Here is a 14,711-nt window from a genome sequence, read left to right as displayed (position 1 = left end):
AGAAAGGACCGCAGGCCATGAAACCCTTCTCGGTCGTGCTGATGTTGCTGTGGCTGGTGCTCGCGATCTACACAGCGCTGGTGATCGGCGAGCACGGCTGGAACCTGTTTACCTATTTCTTCGGCGACATGGCCGCGCTGGGATGGCCGGGGCAGTTCAACCTCGACTTCATGCTCATGCTGGTGCTGTCGGCGAGTTGGACCGCATGGCGCAACGGCTTCGGCGCGACCGGGTTGCTGCTCGCGGTGCCCGCCTTCTTTGGCGGCGCGGGCTTCCTGCTGCCCTATCTCACCTACCTCTCCTGGAAGCACGATGGCGACACCGCCGCCGTGCTGCTGGGCAAGAACCACGCAAGGATGCACTGACATGAAAATCGCCTTTATCGGTCTCGGCAACATGGGCGGCGGGATGGCTGCCAATCTCGTCAAGGCGGGCCATCAGGTGAATGCCTTCGATCTCAGCGAGGAGGCGCTGGCCGCCGCTCGTGACAATGGCTGTGAAACTTTCACAGCAGCCCGCGAGGCGGTCGGCGGGGTCGAGGCGGTGGTCAGCATGTTGCCCAATGGCGGGATCGTGAAAGCGGTCTACGAGAACGACGTGATCGGCCATGCGCCCGCGGGTGCGGTGCTGCTCGACTGTTCGACCATCGATGTCGCCACCGCCAAGGAGGTGGCAGAGACCGCCGAGGCGGCGGGTTACGACATGGTCGACGCCCCAGTCTCGGGCGGGATCGCCGCGGCCAATGGTGGGACGCTTACCTTCATGGTCGGCGGCACCGAACAGGCGTTCGGGCGCGCCAAGGAGGTGCTCGAGGCGATGGGCAAGGCGGTCATCCATGCGGGCGATGCAGGGGCCGGCCAGACCGCCAAGATCTGCAACAATATGCTGCTCGCGATCTCGATGATCGGAACCGCCGAAGCGATGAAAATGGCGCAGAAGCTGGGCCTCGATCCGCAGAAATTCTACGAGATTTCCTCGCAATCCTCGGGCTATTGTTGGTCGCTCAACGCCTATACGCCGCTGCCAGGCGTCGGCGTCGAGAGCCCGGCGGACAAGGATTATCAGGGCGGATTTGCCACCGCGCTGATGCTCAAGGATTTGAGGCTGGCGATGGAAGCGGCAGAGACCGCCGGCGCCAGCACCCCGCTGGGCAAGCACGCGCGCGAGCTTTACGAAGCCTTCGCCGCAGAAAACGGCGCGCTCGACTTCTCGGCGATCATCAAGACGCTGTAATCGCCGCGATCACGCCTGCGAGCCAGTCGCGCGGGGCTTGGCGCTTGCCCACATCGGCGACGAATTCCTGACCCCGCGCCACGCTGCGCAGCCGACCGCCGGGCAGCCAGCGATCCGCGCGGTCGTGATAGCTCAGGCCACCGGGACGCAGCCATTTCGGGCGGTGCCACAGCGTCGGCGGGCCGCCCGCGACGGTGAGCCGCAGGCTGTCGGGCGCCGTGCGCGCGGTCGCGCCCGGCCCGCGATAGACCACGTCGTTCTTGCCATGCGGCGTCAGCGCGTGGGGATGCCCCAGTGCGACCAGATCGGCCGGCGCGGGCTGCATCAGGTCGACGATTTGCTCCACTTCCATGAAGCCGAAGATGCGATGATGCGGCTCGCCGCTCGCCTCCTCGCGGAACAGGCCGAAGAAGACGAACATATCCCCCACCCCGACCCCCTGATTGACAAGGTGCGTCTGCGCCGCGCCGCATTGCCCGAACAGGCAGGTGCCGCCGCTGTCCTGTTCCTCGAGGAACATCGGATCGTGGTGGCACAAATCCGCACCGCCGACCCTGCCACGGCTGGCGCGATGCGCGTGCTCGCCCAGCCCCAGCGCGTCGTAGCTGGTGTGCGATGCCGCGCCGGCGGGGATCGGCAGGCTGACCGGGCGACCATCCACGATCGGCGATGGCCCGCCGCCCGTCGCGCTGTCGAAACCCTTGCGTGAAAACACGATCCGCATGACGTTCAGCGCTGCCCGCCCCGCCCGCGCCTGACAAGGGCGCACCCTGACAAAACTTTGCGCGAGAACTTTGCGCAGGCCCGCATTCGCGCCTAAGGGCCTTGGCCATGCAGGAACAGGCCACCGCACTCGTCATGGCGGGCAAGCGCTCGGGTACGCTCGACCCGCTCGCCGCCGCCGCCAACGTCGGACAGAAAAGCGTCGTCCCGGTCGCGGGCAAGCCGATGATCGAGCATGTCGTCGCCGCGCTGGCCGAGTGCGAGCGGATCGGCGAAATCCGCGTGGTCGCGCACGAAGCCGACGAGATCCGCGCCATCCCGCTGGTGGGGCGGCTCGAGCAGGAGGGTCGGCTGACGTTTCGCGAAGGGGCATTCAACCTCGTCGACAGCGTGTTCGCGGGGGCCGAGGGAGCAACATTCCCGCTGGTCGTCACCACCGCGGACAATTGCCTCGTCACGCCCGAGGGCTATGCCGAATTCGTCGAGAAATGCCTCGCCGCGAGCGCCGATGCCGCTGCCGCGCTGGCGCGCAAGGAGGACGTCATCGCCGCCGACCCGGAAGGGCAGAAGAAGTTCTACGAATTCTCCGACGGCGGCTATTCCAACTGCAACACCTACTGGATCGGCAACGAGGGCGCTCTCTCGGCCGCCGAGATCATGCGCAGCGGCGGGCAGTTCGTGAAATACCCCGGTCGCATCGCCAAGGCCTTCGGGGTGCTCAACCTCGCGCGCTTCTACTTCGGCTGGGGCGACAAGGACAGATTGTTCGCGCAGGTCTCCCGGCGCTTTGGCTACAAGCTCGCCCCGATCGTGCTCTCCAATGGTGAATTCGCGATCGATGTCGACGAGCCGCGCTCGCACCGGATCACCGAGAAGCTGCTCGCCGCAAGGTCCGCATAGCGGGGCCCGGCTGGCGCGATGAAACGGCTGTTCGGCAATATCGGCTGGTTGCTCGGCGGGCGCGGCGTGAACGCGGTGCTGAGCCTGGTCTATCTCGCGCTGGCGACGCGCACGCTCGGGCTCGACGGCTTCGGCTATTTCGCGCTGGTCGTGGCGCTCGGCCAGACGGTCACCGGACTGGCCAATTTCCAGACCTGGCAATTCGTGGTGCGCTGGGGTTCGGGCAAAGACGGCCCGGGCGAGGCGACCGGCTTCGCCATCGCGCTTGATATGATGTCGGTAGCGCTGGGCGCGGTGCTGGCGGCGGGGCTGGTGTGGAGCGCGCAATTCTGGCTGCCGCTGACCGACGACCTGCTGTGGGTGGCGTTCGGCTATTGCCTCGTCTCGCTGCTGTCGATCCGCACCACCCCGCTCGGGCTGCTGCGCCTGCGCTTCGCCTATGGCGCGGCGACCGCGGCTGAGGCGGTGCAACCGGTAGTGCGCGGGCTGGGCGCGGTGCTGGCGGTGTTGGTCATGCCCACCGTGCTCGGCTTCGTGCTGGCCTGGGCGGCGGCGGAGGTGGCGGTGGCCGCGACGCTGTGGGTGGTCGCGGGCTTGCGCGAGCGGATCGACCTGTCGCGGATCAGCCTGACGCGGATCCCGCGCGCCCATCCCGGCGCCTGGCGCTTCGTCTGGGCCACAAATATGTCGGGCAGCCTCAACGTCGGCGGCAAACAGGTGTTGATCCTGCTGGTCGGGGCAATCGGCGGCGAAGGGTTCGCGGGCGGGTTCCGCGTCGCCAGCCAGCTCGGCCAGGCGCTGGTCCAGCTGGCGCAGACGGTCTCCAAGGCGATCTACCCCGAACTGGTCCACGCCGCCGACGCGGCGCACGACATGGCGCGGCGGATGGCCAATATCGCGCTGATCGGCGGGGTGCTGGCGGTCTCGGTCGCACTGCTGTTCGGGCGGCAGGGACTGGTGCTGATCGCCGGCCCGGAATTCCGCGTGGTCTATTGGGCGATGGTCATCCTCGCCATCGCCGGCGCGATCGAGCTGGTGGGGGCGAGCCTTGAATCGCTGCTGGTCAGCGCCGGGCGCGCGGGCACCGCCTTCGTGGTGCGCGCCGTGCCGACGCTGCTCTCGCTGCTGCTGCTCGATGTCGCGATGGGCTGGAACGGGCTCAAGGGCGCCGCCTTTACCGTGCTGGGCTCGAGCGCGCTCTCGGTGCTTGGTTTCTGGGTGGCGATCATCTCGCTCCAGCAGATCCGGATCGTGATCCAGCCGCCCGAGGATCCGGCCAAGGGCCCCGACGCGGGGCGCTGAGGCCCCGCATCGGGTCAGGTCTGCTCAGGCCAGGTTCGGGTCGTTCCAGGCCAGCACCGGCTTGCGGGCGGCCTGGGTCTCGTCGAGCCGGCGGCGCGGCGCGTAATGCGGCGCGGTTTTCAGCGTTGCGTCGCCCGCCTTGGCGCGCTCGGCCACGCTGCGCAGCGCCATGATGAACTGGTCGAGCGAGGCCTTGCTCTCGGTCTCGGTCGGTTCGACCAGCATCGCGCCATGGACCACCAGCGGGAAATACATCGTCATCGGGTGATAGCCCTCGTCGATCAGCCCCTTGGCGAGATCCAGCGTCGTCAGCCCGCCGCCAAAGCCCTCGTCGCCGAACAGCGCCTCGTGCATGCAGTGCCCGCTGTGCGCGAAGGGCGCGGCGAGGACATCCTCGAGGCTGCGCAGGATGTAATTGGCGTTGAGCACCGCATCCTCGGCGACCTGTTTCAACCCGTCGGCGCCATGGCTGAGGATATAGGCCAGCGCACGGGTGAACATCCCCATCTGGCCATGGAAAGCGGTCATCCGCCCGAAGGTGCTGGCGTGATGCTCCTGCGCGGTTTCCTCCTCGACGAGGTGGAAGCTGCCATCATCCAGCTGCTCGACGAAGGGCAGCGGCGCGAAGGGTGCCAGAGCCTCTGAGAACACCACCGGGCCCGAACCAGGGCCGCCGCCGCCATGCGGGGTGGAGAAGGTCTTGTGCAGATTGATGTGCATCGCATCGACGCCGAGATCGCCCGGGCGCACCCGGCCGACGATGGCGTTGAAATTGGCGCCGTCGCAATAGACCAGCCCGCCCGCGGCATGGACCGCATCGGCGATCCGCTTGAAGTCGCGCTCGAACAATCCGCAGGTGTTGGGATTGGTGATCATCACCGCCGCGACATCCGGGCCGAGTCGCGCCTCGAGCGCGTCGAAATCGACCCGGCCATCGGCGTTGGCGGGGATGTCCTCGACCTCATAGCCCGCGAAGGCCGCGGTCGCGGGATTGGTGCCATGCGCGCTTTCGGGGCACAGCACGACCTTGCGGGCATCGCCGCGCGCCTCGAGCGCGGCGCGGATCGCGAGGATGCCGCACAGCTCGCCATGCGCGCCGGCCTTGGGGCTCATCGCCACCGCGGGCATGCCGGTGAGCGCTTTGAGCCATTCGCCCAGCTCATGGATGACGCCGAGCGCGCCCTGCACCGTCTGGATCGGCGCCAGCGGGTGGCAATCGGCAAAGCCGGGCAGCCGCGCAACCTTCTCGTTGAGCCGCGGATTATGCTTCATCGTGCAGGAGCCGAGCGGAAACAGCCCCAGATCGATGGCGTAGTTCTGGCGGCTGAGGCGGGTGTAGTGACGCACCGTCTCCGGCTCGGACAGGCCGGGCAGGTCGAAGGCTTCGGTGCGGTCGTAGCCGCCCAGCCGGTTGGGTGCATCCGCTGCGGGTTCAGGCAGATCGACCCCGGTGGTGGTGTTGCCCGCGATTTCGAAGATCAGCGGTTCCTCGAGCATCAGCGCGCGGTTGCCGGTGACGGTGGGCGGGCCTTCCATTGAGTGGTCGACGGTGACGGGGGTGCCGGGCTTCCAGCCCGAGGCGTTATGGGCGTTCATCGCAGAACCTCCTCGAGAGCGGCGCAGAGTGTGTCGATATCTTCCTCGGTGGTCGTTTCGGTGACCGCGACCAGCAGGCCTTCGGCCATCGCGCTCGCCTGCGGGTAGAGCCGCCCGAGCGAGACGCCCGCGAGCACACCGCGGTCGGCGAGCTTGCGCACCACATCGCGGGCATCGCGGCCCAGCGTCACCGTGAATTCGTTGAAGAAGCTATCGTTGAGGACCGTGACACCGGGCACCTTGGCCAGACGTTCGGCGGCAATGCAGGCGAGGCGATGGTTCTCCAGCGCAAGCCGCCGCAGACCCTTCTCGCCCAGCAGCGTCATGTGGACGCTGAAGGCCAGCGCGCAGAGCCCGCTGTTGGTGCAGATGTTGCTCGTCGCCTTCTCGCGGCGGATATGCTGCTCGCGGGTCGAGAGCGTGAGCACGAAACCACGCTTGCCCTCGGCATCCTGCGTCTCGCCGCACAGCCGCCCGGGCATCTGCCGGACGTGCTTGGGATCGCGCACCGCGAACAGGCCCAGATAAGGCCCGCCGAACTGCAGCCCGACGCCGATCGACTGGCCCTCGCCGACCACGATATCCGCGCCGCATTCGCCGGGCGATTTGAGCGCGCCCAGCGCCACCGGCTCGGTGTTGACCACCACCAGCAGAGCGCCCCTGGCATGCGCCGCTTCGGCGATCTCGGTAAGGTCCGGGAGCCGGCCGAGGATATCGGGATATTGCACCACGACGCAGGAGGTCTCGTCGTCGATCCGCGCGATCAGTCCGGCGTTGTCGGGCTGCGCCTGGAAGGCGGGCTCGGCATCGGCGATCGTGTCCTGCGTGAACTTCGCCATGGTCTTGACGACCTCGGCATAATGCGGATGCAGCGCGCCCGAGAGCACCACCCGGTCGCGCTTGGTCACGCGCGCCGCCATCGCCACCGCTTCCCAGCAGGCGGTCGAGCCGTCGTACATCGAGGCGTTCGCCACCGCGCAGCCATAGAGCCGCGCGACCTGCGTCTGGAATTCGAACAGCATCTGCAGCGTGCCCTGCGCGATCTCGGGCTGGTAGGGCGTGTAGGCGGTCAGGAACTCGCCGCGCTGGATGATGTGATCGACGGTTGCCGGAACATGATGGCGATAGGCCCCCGCCCCGAGAAAGAACGCCGCATCGCCCGCCGCGAGATTGCGTTGCGCCAGCCGCCGCATGTGTTTCTCGACCGCCATCTCGCTGGCGTGCATCGGCAGGCCGTGGATCGGCCCGTCGAGCTGCGCCTCGGCAGGCACATCGGCGAACAGCGCGTCGACGCTGTCGGCGCCGATGGTTTCGAGCATGGCCGAACGATCGGTGGGGGTCAGGGGAAGGTAGCGCATTTTCAATCCTCGGTGAGTCCCCGCGAAGGGAGGGACCTCAGGCAGTTACAAACGACCACGGGGCACGAGGTCCCCGCCTTCGCGGGGACCGCGCGGCGTCACAATTCGTCGCAGAAGCTCTTGTAGGCCTTGGCGTCCATCAGCCCGTCGAGCTCAGCCTTGTCGGCGATGGTCAACTTGAAGAACCAGCCGTCTTCCTCGGGGCTGGAATTGACCAGCGCCGGATCCTCGTCGAGCGAGTCATTGGCTTCGGTGACCTCGCCGCTGATCGGCGCGTAGACGTCGCTTGCAGCCTTGACGCTCTCGACCACCGCGGCATCCTTGCCCTTGGCCAGTTGCGCGCCGACATCGGGCAATTCGACGAAGACGATGTCGCCAAGCTGTTCCTGCGCGTAATCGGTGATGCCGACCGTGGCGGTATCGCCTTCGACATCGATCCATTCGTGTTCATCGGTGAAGTAGCGGGCCATCGGGTCACTTCCCTCGGTAATAGCGGTGGGGGACAAAAGGCAAAGCGGCGACCTTGGCGGGCAGCCGCTTCTTGCGAACCTCGACTTCGACCTCGGTATCTACCGTGGCGAAATCGGCGGAGAGATAGGCCATCGCGATCGGATGGCCGAGCGTGGGCGAGAACCCGCCGCTGGTGACGCGGCCGATTTCTGTCTCGCCCGCATAGACCGTCGCGCCCTCGCGCGCGGGCAGCCGCCCGTCGAACACCAGCCCGACGCGTTTGGTGTCGGTGCCCGCCTCGAGCTTCGCGGCGCAGGCCTCGTGGCCCATCCAGCCGCCAGCCTCGCGGCGGCTCTTGGTGAGCGCGAAGATCAGGTCCGCGGTGACCGGATCGGTCTCCTCGGTGAGGTCGTGGCCGTAGAGCGGCAGACCGGCCTCGAGCCGCAGGCTGTCGCGCGCGCCCAGCCCCGCAGGCCGCACCTCGATCTCGGCGCAGAGTCGGTCGGCGAGCGATTCGGCGAATTCGGCGGGGACCGAGATTTCGAACCCGTCCTCGCCGGTGTAGCCCGCGCGGGTGATCCGCAGCGGCCATTCGCCGAACTGGTAATCCACCGCCTGCATGAACACGAGCCGCTCGGGCACGCCGCGCATCACGCGGTTGAGCGCGGTCGCGGCGTTGGGCCCCTGCAGCGCGATGAGCGCCTGGTCGTCGAGGTGGGTGAGCGTGACATCGTCGTCGAGATGTTCGCGCAAATGGGCGATATCGTCCCATTTCATCGCGCCATTGACCACGAGGTAATAGGCCGGCTCGCCCCAGTGTCCTTCGGTGCCCGCTTCCTCGTCGCCCTCGATCCAGGGGGTGACATTGGTGACCATCAGATCGTCGAGAATGCCGCCGTCCTCATTGAGGAGCAACGAATAGCGCACCCGGCCCGGCTTGAGCGTGGCGATCGCGCCGGGGAGGAGCTTTTCCAGTTCCTCGGCCGCGCGCTCGCCCGAGACCAGCAGCTGGCCCATGTGGCTGACATCGAACAGCGAGGCCTGTGTGCGGGTCCAATCGTGTTCGGTCACGATACCTTCGAACTGGATCGGCATCTCGTAGCCCGCGAATTCCACCATCCGCGCGCCCTTGCTGCGATGCCATGCATCGAGCGGCAGTTTGGCCGGGGTTTCGTCCGGAAGGTCATCCGGGGAAAGGTCTGGGGCTTCGCTCATCAATTATCCCGACTGCATGCATGATTGCGCCCCGGCGAGGCGCGTTCCGAACCATGCCCCCTCTGTCGGGTAACCTGAGAGACTGGCCCGTGAATGGACGGGCTTACCCCTTCGGTGGCCGCCCCATTGCGGAGCGACGCTTTCCAGAGTGTCGAAGAGGCCCGCGCGGTCCGTTGGCCTGAGAGTTTCCGGGGCGGTTGCTCCTTCGGCGCCGGGGGCCTGCCCGGCCCCGCGATCTCTCCCGCGCGTGCCCGCCGCAGAATCGCTCCCGCCGCCGACCGCACCGCCCTGCGCGATTGCGACGCGCCGGTCAATCGAGATTGGGGCGCAGCCAGCGCTCGGCGGTGGAAACCTCCACCCCGCGTCGCGCGGCATAATCCTCGAGCTGGTCGCGACCGATCCGGGCAACCCCGAAATAGGCGGCCTCGGGATGCGCGAAATAGAACCCGCTGACCGCCGCGGTGGGGAACATCGCGAAGCTCTCCGTCAGCTCGAGCCCGACATTCTTTTCCGCATCCAAGAGCTCGAACAGCATCGGCTTGAGGCTGTGATCGGGGCAGGCGGGATAACCCGGCGCAGGCCGGATGCCGCGGTACTGTTCCTTGATCAGCGCCAGATTGGTGAGCTGCTCGCCCGGCGCATAGCCCCACAGGTCGGTGCGGACATGCTGGTGCAGCCGCTCGGCAAAGGCTTCGGCGAAGCGGTCGGCCAGCGCCTTGAGCAGGATGTCCGAGTAGTCGTCCTTGTCGGCCTGGAAGCGCGCGGAATGGGTGTCGAGCCCGTGAATGCCGACCGCGAAGCCGCCCATCCAGTCGCCGGCGGGATCGATGAAATCGGCGAGGCAGAAATTGGCGCGGTCGCGGCTTTTCTTCACCTGCTGGCGCAGGAACGGCAGCACTACCGGGTCGGACTCGTCGAGATCGATACTGATATCGTCGCCATCGCGGTGGCAGGGCCACAGCCCGCAGACTCCGCGCGCGGTGAGCCATTGCTCCTCGACGATGCGGTCGAGCATGGCCTGCGCATCGGCGAACAGGCTGCGCGCGCTCTCGCCGACCACGCTATCCTCGAGTATCGCAGGATAATTGCCGTGCAGTTCCCAGGCGCGGAAGAAGGGCGTCCAGTCGATATACTCGCGCAATTCGGCGAGCGACCAGTCCTCGAAGACATGCAGCCCCGGCTGCAGCGGCGCGGAGGGCTTGTCGGCGAAATCGGCGGGGAAGGCGCGGGCGCGCGCATCGGCGATGCCGAGCAATTGGTTGGGCACCTTGCCAGCGCGGGCATCGCGGACCGCGACATATTCGGCGGCGGTACCGGTGACGAAATCGTCGCATTGCGTGTCCGACAGCAAGCGGCTGGCCACCCCGACCGCGCGGCTGGCGTCGAGCACATGGATCACCGGCCCGTCATAGGCGGGATCGATGCGCAAGGCGGTGTGGACCTTGCTGGTGGTCGCTCCGCCGATCAGCAGCGGCAGCGTCATTTTCGCGCGCGCCATTTCTTCGGCCACGGTCACCATCTCGTCCAGCGAGGGGGTGATCAGACCCGACAAGCCGATCATGTCGGCTTGGTTTTCGTTGGCCGCTTGCAGGATTTGCGACCACGGCACCATGACGCCCAGGTCGATCACGTCGTAGCCATTGCATTGCAGCACCACGCCGACGATGTTCTTGCCGATATCGTGCACATCGCCCTTCACGGTGGCCATCACGATCTTGCCCTTGGCCTTGCGCTGGCTTTCGGGGAGGAGATCCTTCTCCGCCTCGATAAAAGGGATCAAGTGGGCGACCGCCTTCTTCATCACGCGCGCAGATTTGACGACCTGAGGCAGGAACATCTTGCCGCTGCCGAACAGATCGCCGACCACGTTCATCCCGTCCATCAGCGGGCCCTCGATCACCTCGATCGGACGCCCGCCGGCCGCTTCGGTGGCGGCGCGCATTTCCTCGGTATCGTCGACGACGTGCGCATCGATCCCTTTGACCAGGGCATGTTCGAGCCGCTTGGCGACAGGGTAGCTGCGCCATTCAGCGGCCTGCTTTTCCGCCACTGCATCGGTACCGCGAAACCGCTCGGCCAGCGCGACCAGCCGCTCGCCCGCATCGGGATCGCGGTTCATGATCACATCTTCGCAGGCCGTCCGCAATTCGGTTTCGATTTGGTCGTAGACGTCGAGCTGGCCGGCATTGACAATCGCCATGTCCATGCCCGCCGGAATGGCATGGTACAGGAACACCGAATGCATCGCCCTGCGGACCGTCTCGTTGCCGCGGAACGAGAACGACAGGTTGGACAATCCGCCCGAGATATGGACATGGGGACACCGCGCCTTGATCTCGCGGCAAGCCTCGATGAAATCGACTCCGTAATTGTTGTGCTCCTCGATCCCCGTCGCCACGGCAAAGACGTTGGGATCGAAGATGATATCCTCGGGTGGGAAGCCGATCCCGACCAGCAGCTTGTACGCGCGCTCGCAAATTTCGACCTTGCGCTCCTTCGTGTCGGCCTGTCCGACCTCGTCGAACGCCATCACCACTACCGCGGCGCCGTAATCCATGCATTTGCGGGCGTGGTCGAGGAAGGGTTCCTCGCCCTCCTTCATGCTGATCGAATTGACGATCGGCTTGCCCGAGACGCATTTGAGCCCGGCCTCGATCACGTCCCAGCGCGAACTGTCGATCATCAGCGGCACGCGGGCGATATCGGGCTCGGCGGAGATCAGCTTGAGGAAGGTGGTCATCGCCAGCTCGGCATCGAGCAGGCCCTCGTCCATATTGACGTCGATCACCTGCGCGCCGTTCTCGACCTGGCTGCGCGCGACCTCGACCGCGGTGTCGTAATCCCCCGCCATGACGAGCTGCTTGAACCGGGCCGAGCCGGTGACATTGGTGCGCTCGCCGATATTGACGAAGCGGGCAGTGGAAAGGTTGGACATCAAGCAGCAATCGTAAAGGGTTCGAGGCCAGCCAGGGTCATGGTGGTGTCGCGCTCGGGGACGACGCGCGGCGCGAGGCCGTCGACCGCGCGGGCGATGGCGGCGATATGCGCCGGGGTCGAGCCGCAGCAGCCGCCAACCACATTGACCCGCCCGTTCTGCGCCCATTTGGCCACCAGGCCGGCGGTGGTCTCGGGCGCTTCGTCATATTCGCCCAGTTCATTGGGCAGGCCGGCGTTGGGATAGGCGAGCAGATAGGTGTCGGCGATGGCGGAGAGCAATTGCACGTGCGGGCGCAATTGGTCGGCACCGAAGCTGCAGTTGAGCCCGATGGCGAGCGGTTTGGCGTGGCGCACCGAATGCCAGAAGGCCTCGACCGTGTGGCCCGAAAGGTTGCGCCCCGAGAGATCGGTGAGCGTGAGCGAAATCATCATCGGAATGTCGCGCGCCAGCTCGCGCTCGAGCTGTTTGACCGCCATGATCGCGGCCTTGCAATTGAGCGTATCGAAGACGGTCTCGATGAGGATGAAATCGGCCCCACCCTCGAGCAGCGCGGCGCATTGCTCCTTATAGACATCGACGATCTCGTCGAATGTGACCTCGCGAAAGCCGGGGTCCTCGACGTCGGGCGAGAGCGAGAGCGTCTTGTTGGTCGGCCCGACCGCGCCTGCCACGAAACGCGGGATCCTGTCGCTCGCCATGGCGTCGTCGACCGCCTCGCGGATGATCCGCGCGGCGGCGCTGTTAATTTCGCGTACCAGCCCCTCGGCGCCGTAATCGGCCTGGCTGATGCGGTTGGCGTTGAAAGTGTTGGTGGCGAGCACATGCGCACCCGCCTCAATATAGCTGTCGCAGATTTTGCGGATCAACGCGGGCTGGCTCAGATTGACGAGGTCGTTGTTGCCCTTCTGGTCCTGCGTCAGCCCGGTCGAGCTGGCGTAATCCTCCGCCGCCAGCTTCGCGGCCTGGATCTCGGTGCCATAGGGTCCGTCCTTGACGAGGATCCGACTGGCCGCGGCAGCCTCGAACTGGGCGCGCTTATCCATGGGCTTCACCTTCGGGCCGCAGGCCCAGCATGTGGCAGATCGCATAGCTGAGATCGGCACGGTTGAGGGTGTAGAAGTGGAATTCGCGCACCCCGCCGGCATAGAGCCGGCGGCACAGTTCCGCAGCGACGATCGACGCCACGAGCTGGCGCGCGGCGGGGCGGCTGTCGAGCCCTTCGAACAACCCGTCCATCCAGTCGGGGATCGCCGCACCGCACAATCCGGCGAATTCGCGGGCGCGCGCGACATTGGTCACCGGCAGGATACCGGGCACGATCGGTGCCTCGATCCCATGGCGCTGCGCGGCATCGCGGAAGCGGAAGAAGGTGTCGGGCGAAAAGAAGAACTGCGTGATCGCGCGGGTGGCGCCCGCGTCGAGCTTGCGCTTGAGATTGTCGAGATCGCTGTCGGGACAATCGGCCTCGGGATGCGTCTCGGGATAGGCGGCGACCGAGATCTCGAAATCGGCGACTTCGCGCAGGCCCGCGACCAGTTCGGCGGCGCTGGCGAAGCCTTGCGGGTGCGGCGCGAACTTGCGCTGCTGATCGGGCGGATCGCCGCGCAGCGCGACGATGTGGCGCACGCCCGCTTCCCAATAGTGCTCGGCGATCTCGCGAATCTCGGCCTTGCTCGCATCGACGCAGGTGAGATGCGCGGCGGCGGGCAACCCGGCTTCAGCGATAATCCGCGCGACGGTGCGATGGGTCCGTTCTCGGGTCGTCCCGCCCGCACCATAGGTGACCGAGACGAAGCTGGGGTCGAGCGGCGCCAATTCCTTGATCGAGGCCCACAATTGCGCCTCCATCGCCTCCGACTTGGGCGGAAAGAATTCGAAGCTCACGTCGATATCGCCGGGCAGGCCGGAGAACAGCGGCGCATCGAGCGCGGTGCGCGCTTCCTGCATCTGGTCGAGGGTCGGGCTCACGAGGCAACCTTTCGTTCGGTGTCGGACTGCGCCGGATGGGCATCCAGCCGCGTGCAGACCCAGATTTTCACGACCAGCTCGCCGCCTTCGAGGGCCTGCGGCTCGGCTGCAGCAAATCCCGCATCGGCGAGGAACCCCGCCATCTGGTCGTCGCGGAAGCCGAGCCGCGCATGGGCGTGCTTCTCGCGCAATTCCTCGCGCTGATGCGCCGCGAAATCGACGATCGCGACGCGTCCGCCCGGCCTGAGCACCCGCGCGGCCTCGACCAGCGCCGCGGCGGGATCGGGAGCGAAATGCAGCACCTGATGAAACAGCACGGTGTCGAACACCGCATCCCCGAACGGCAGGCCGGCAAAATCGCCCTGCACCAGCTCGACGCCTTCGGTCGGAAGGTGCTGGAGTTTGGCGCGCGCGACCCGCAGCATCGCCAGGCTCTTGTCGAGCGCAACGATATGGTCCGCCGAGCGAGAGAACAGCTCCGCCATGCGGCCGGTGCCGGTGCCGATATCGAGCAGCCGTCCGAGGCCTTGGCGGTCGAGCGCCTGCGCGAGCGCCGCCTCGACTTGTTCGTCCGAAGTGTGCATCCGGCGCAACTCGTCCCAATCATGCGCATGCGCGGCGAAATAGGCCGCCGCCTGTTCCTCGCGGGTGGCGCGAATAGCGGCCAGTCGCTGGCGATCCTGCGCGCAGGCGCGGGCGAACTCGGGGTCTTCGCGTTCGGCGCATTCGAGCATGGTGGCGATAGCCTGCCGCAAGGGCGTCGCCCGATCCCCCGCAGGCGCGGCGCGCAGAAAGACCCAGCTGCCTTCGCGGCGCCGTTCGGCAAGGCCGGCGCTGGCGAGAATGCCGATGTGGCGCGAGACGCGCGGTTGGCTCTGCCCGAGAACCTGCGCGATCTCGCCGACCGCGAGCTCCATCGACCCCACCAGCCGCAGGATGCGCAGGCGGGTGTTGTCGGCCAGAGCCCTGAAAGTCGTTTCGATCGTCATTGCCACACAGGATATAAAGGTATCGACAAGTGTGTAAAT

13 protein-coding genes and 1 riboswitch are annotated in these 14,711 nt (G+C 66.7%); of the genes, 4 read left to right on the top strand and 9 right to left on the bottom strand.

Annotated elements, in window-relative coordinates; all coding sequences use genetic code 11:
* Positions 1 to 17 precede the first annotated feature (17 nt).
* Both ACWIKC_RS02755 and mmsB read left to right on the top strand, forming a co-directional pair.
* Positions 18 to 365 (top strand): hypothetical protein, encoded by a 348-nt coding sequence (locus tag ACWIKC_RS02755; RefSeq protein ID WP_454598602.1) that lies wholly within the window; start codon positions 18 to 20, stop codon positions 363 to 365.
* 1 nt (position 366) lies between these two features.
* Positions 367 to 1,233 carry a 3-hydroxyisobutyrate dehydrogenase gene (mmsB, locus tag ACWIKC_RS02750; RefSeq protein ID WP_454598601.1) on the top strand — a complete coding sequence of 289 codons (867 nt, stop codon included), beginning with the start codon at positions 367 to 369 and terminating at the stop codon, positions 1,231 to 1,233.
* Here the strand turns inward: mmsB and ACWIKC_RS02745 are convergent.
* A complete protein-coding gene (locus tag ACWIKC_RS02745; RefSeq protein WP_454598600.1) occupies positions 1,220 to 1,957 on the bottom strand; it encodes an Nmad3 family putative nucleotide modification protein in 738 nt (245 codons plus the stop codon). The genes mmsB and ACWIKC_RS02745 overlap by 14 nt on opposite strands.
* Positions 1,958 to 2,064: 107 nt before the next feature.
* On the opposite strand from ACWIKC_RS02745, the gene ACWIKC_RS02740 reads away from it, so the two are divergent.
* A complete protein-coding gene (locus ACWIKC_RS02740) occupies positions 2,065 to 2,856 on the top strand; it encodes an NTP transferase domain-containing protein (protein ID WP_454598599.1) in 792 nt (263 codons plus the stop codon).
* A gap of 18 nt (positions 2,857 to 2,874) precedes the next feature.
* Positions 2,875 to 4,158 (top strand): lipopolysaccharide biosynthesis protein, encoded by a 1,284-nt coding sequence (locus ACWIKC_RS02735; protein ID WP_454598598.1) that lies wholly within the window; start codon positions 2,875 to 2,877, stop codon positions 4,156 to 4,158.
* A 24-nt stretch (positions 4,159 to 4,182) separates the two neighbouring features.
* Here ACWIKC_RS02735 and gcvPB read toward each other — a convergent pair whose 3' ends face one another.
* The 8 genes from gcvPB to ACWIKC_RS02695 all read right to left on the bottom strand — a co-directional run bounded on the left by gcvPB (position 4,183) and on the right by ACWIKC_RS02695 (position 14,672).
* Positions 4,183 to 5,754 carry an aminomethyl-transferring glycine dehydrogenase subunit GcvPB gene (gene gcvPB, locus ACWIKC_RS02730; protein ID WP_454598597.1) on the bottom strand — a complete coding sequence of 524 codons (1,572 nt, stop codon included), beginning with the start codon at positions 5,752 to 5,754 and terminating at the stop codon, positions 4,183 to 4,185.
* Positions 5,751 to 7,112 carry an aminomethyl-transferring glycine dehydrogenase subunit GcvPA gene (gene gcvPA / locus ACWIKC_RS02725; protein ID WP_454598596.1) on the bottom strand — a complete coding sequence of 454 codons (1,362 nt, stop codon included), beginning with the start codon at positions 7,110 to 7,112 and terminating at the stop codon, positions 5,751 to 5,753. Before gcvPA ends, gcvPB begins: the two co-directional genes overlap by 4 nt.
* A 98-nt stretch (positions 7,113 to 7,210) precedes the next feature.
* Positions 7,211 to 7,582, bottom strand: a complete 372-nt coding sequence (gene gcvH / locus ACWIKC_RS02720) for a glycine cleavage system protein GcvH (RefSeq protein WP_454598595.1) — start codon at positions 7,580 to 7,582, stop codon at positions 7,211 to 7,213.
* A 4-nt stretch (positions 7,583 to 7,586) separates the two neighbouring features.
* A complete protein-coding gene (gene gcvT / locus ACWIKC_RS02715; protein ID WP_454598594.1) occupies positions 7,587 to 8,777 on the bottom strand; it encodes a glycine cleavage system aminomethyltransferase GcvT in 1,191 nt (396 codons plus the stop codon).
* A 52-nt stretch (positions 8,778 to 8,829) separates the two neighbouring features.
* Positions 8,830 to 8,934, bottom strand: a riboswitch (glycine riboswitch).
* Between the two features lie 153 nt (positions 8,935 to 9,087).
* Positions 9,088 to 11,712 (bottom strand): methionine synthase, encoded by a 2,625-nt coding sequence (gene metH, locus ACWIKC_RS02710; protein ID WP_454598593.1) that lies wholly within the window; start codon positions 11,710 to 11,712, stop codon positions 9,088 to 9,090.
* Positions 11,712 to 12,758 carry a homocysteine S-methyltransferase family protein gene (locus tag ACWIKC_RS02705; RefSeq protein ID WP_454598592.1) on the bottom strand — a complete coding sequence of 349 codons (1,047 nt, stop codon included), beginning with the start codon at positions 12,756 to 12,758 and terminating at the stop codon, positions 11,712 to 11,714. Before ACWIKC_RS02705 ends, metH begins: the two co-directional genes overlap by 1 nt.
* On the bottom strand, positions 12,751 to 13,683 hold the full coding sequence (gene metF / locus ACWIKC_RS02700) for a methylenetetrahydrofolate reductase [NAD(P)H] (protein WP_454598591.1): 933 nt from the start codon (positions 13,681 to 13,683) through the stop codon (positions 12,751 to 12,753). Before metF ends, ACWIKC_RS02705 begins: the two co-directional genes overlap by 8 nt.
* Positions 13,680 to 14,672 (bottom strand): ArsR/SmtB family transcription factor, encoded by a 993-nt coding sequence (locus ACWIKC_RS02695; RefSeq protein WP_454598590.1) that lies wholly within the window; start codon positions 14,670 to 14,672, stop codon positions 13,680 to 13,682. Before ACWIKC_RS02695 ends, metF begins: the two co-directional genes overlap by 4 nt.
* Between the last annotated feature and the right edge of the window lie 39 nt (positions 14,673 to 14,711).

This window comes from Qipengyuania sp. SM2507, assembly GCF_053714505.1.
This window is presented reverse-complemented; position numbering and strand designations above follow the sequence as displayed.

What these genes read in the sequence shown, in the direction of transcription:
- ACWIKC_RS02755 (WP_454598602.1), top strand. Translation starts at nt 18, where the DNA reads ATGAAACCCTTCTCGGTCGTGCTGATGTTGCTGTGGCTGGTGCTCGCG.
- mmsB (WP_454598601.1), top strand. Translation starts at nt 367, where the DNA reads ATGAAAATCGCCTTTATCGGTCTCGGCAACATGGGCGGCGGGATGGCT.
- ACWIKC_RS02745 (WP_454598600.1), bottom strand. Translation starts at nt 1,957, where the DNA reads ATGCGGATCGTGTTTTCACGCAAGGGTTTCGACAGCGCGACGGGCGGC.
- ACWIKC_RS02740 (WP_454598599.1), top strand. Translation starts at nt 2,065, where the DNA reads ATGCAGGAACAGGCCACCGCACTCGTCATGGCGGGCAAGCGCTCGGGT.
- ACWIKC_RS02735 (WP_454598598.1), top strand. Translation starts at nt 2,875, where the DNA reads ATGAAACGGCTGTTCGGCAATATCGGCTGGTTGCTCGGCGGGCGCGGC.
- gcvPB (WP_454598597.1), bottom strand. Translation starts at nt 5,754, where the DNA reads ATGAACGCCCATAACGCCTCGGGCTGGAAGCCCGGCACCCCCGTCACC.
- gcvPA (WP_454598596.1), bottom strand. Translation starts at nt 7,112, where the DNA reads ATGCGCTACCTTCCCCTGACCCCCACCGATCGTTCGGCCATGCTCGAA.
- gcvH (WP_454598595.1), bottom strand. Translation starts at nt 7,582, where the DNA reads ATGGCCCGCTACTTCACCGATGAACACGAATGGATCGATGTCGAAGGC.
- gcvT (WP_454598594.1), bottom strand. Translation starts at nt 8,777, where the DNA reads ATGAGCGAAGCCCCAGACCTTTCCCCGGATGACCTTCCGGACGAAACC.
- metH (WP_454598593.1), bottom strand. Translation starts at nt 11,712, where the DNA reads ATGTCCAACCTTTCCACTGCCCGCTTCGTCAATATCGGCGAGCGCACC.
- ACWIKC_RS02705 (WP_454598592.1), bottom strand. Translation starts at nt 12,758, where the DNA reads ATGGATAAGCGCGCCCAGTTCGAGGCTGCCGCGGCCAGTCGGATCCTC.
- ACWIKC_RS02695 (WP_454598590.1), bottom strand. Translation starts at nt 14,672, where the DNA reads ATGACGATCGAAACGACTTTCAGGGCTCTGGCCGACAACACCCGCCTG.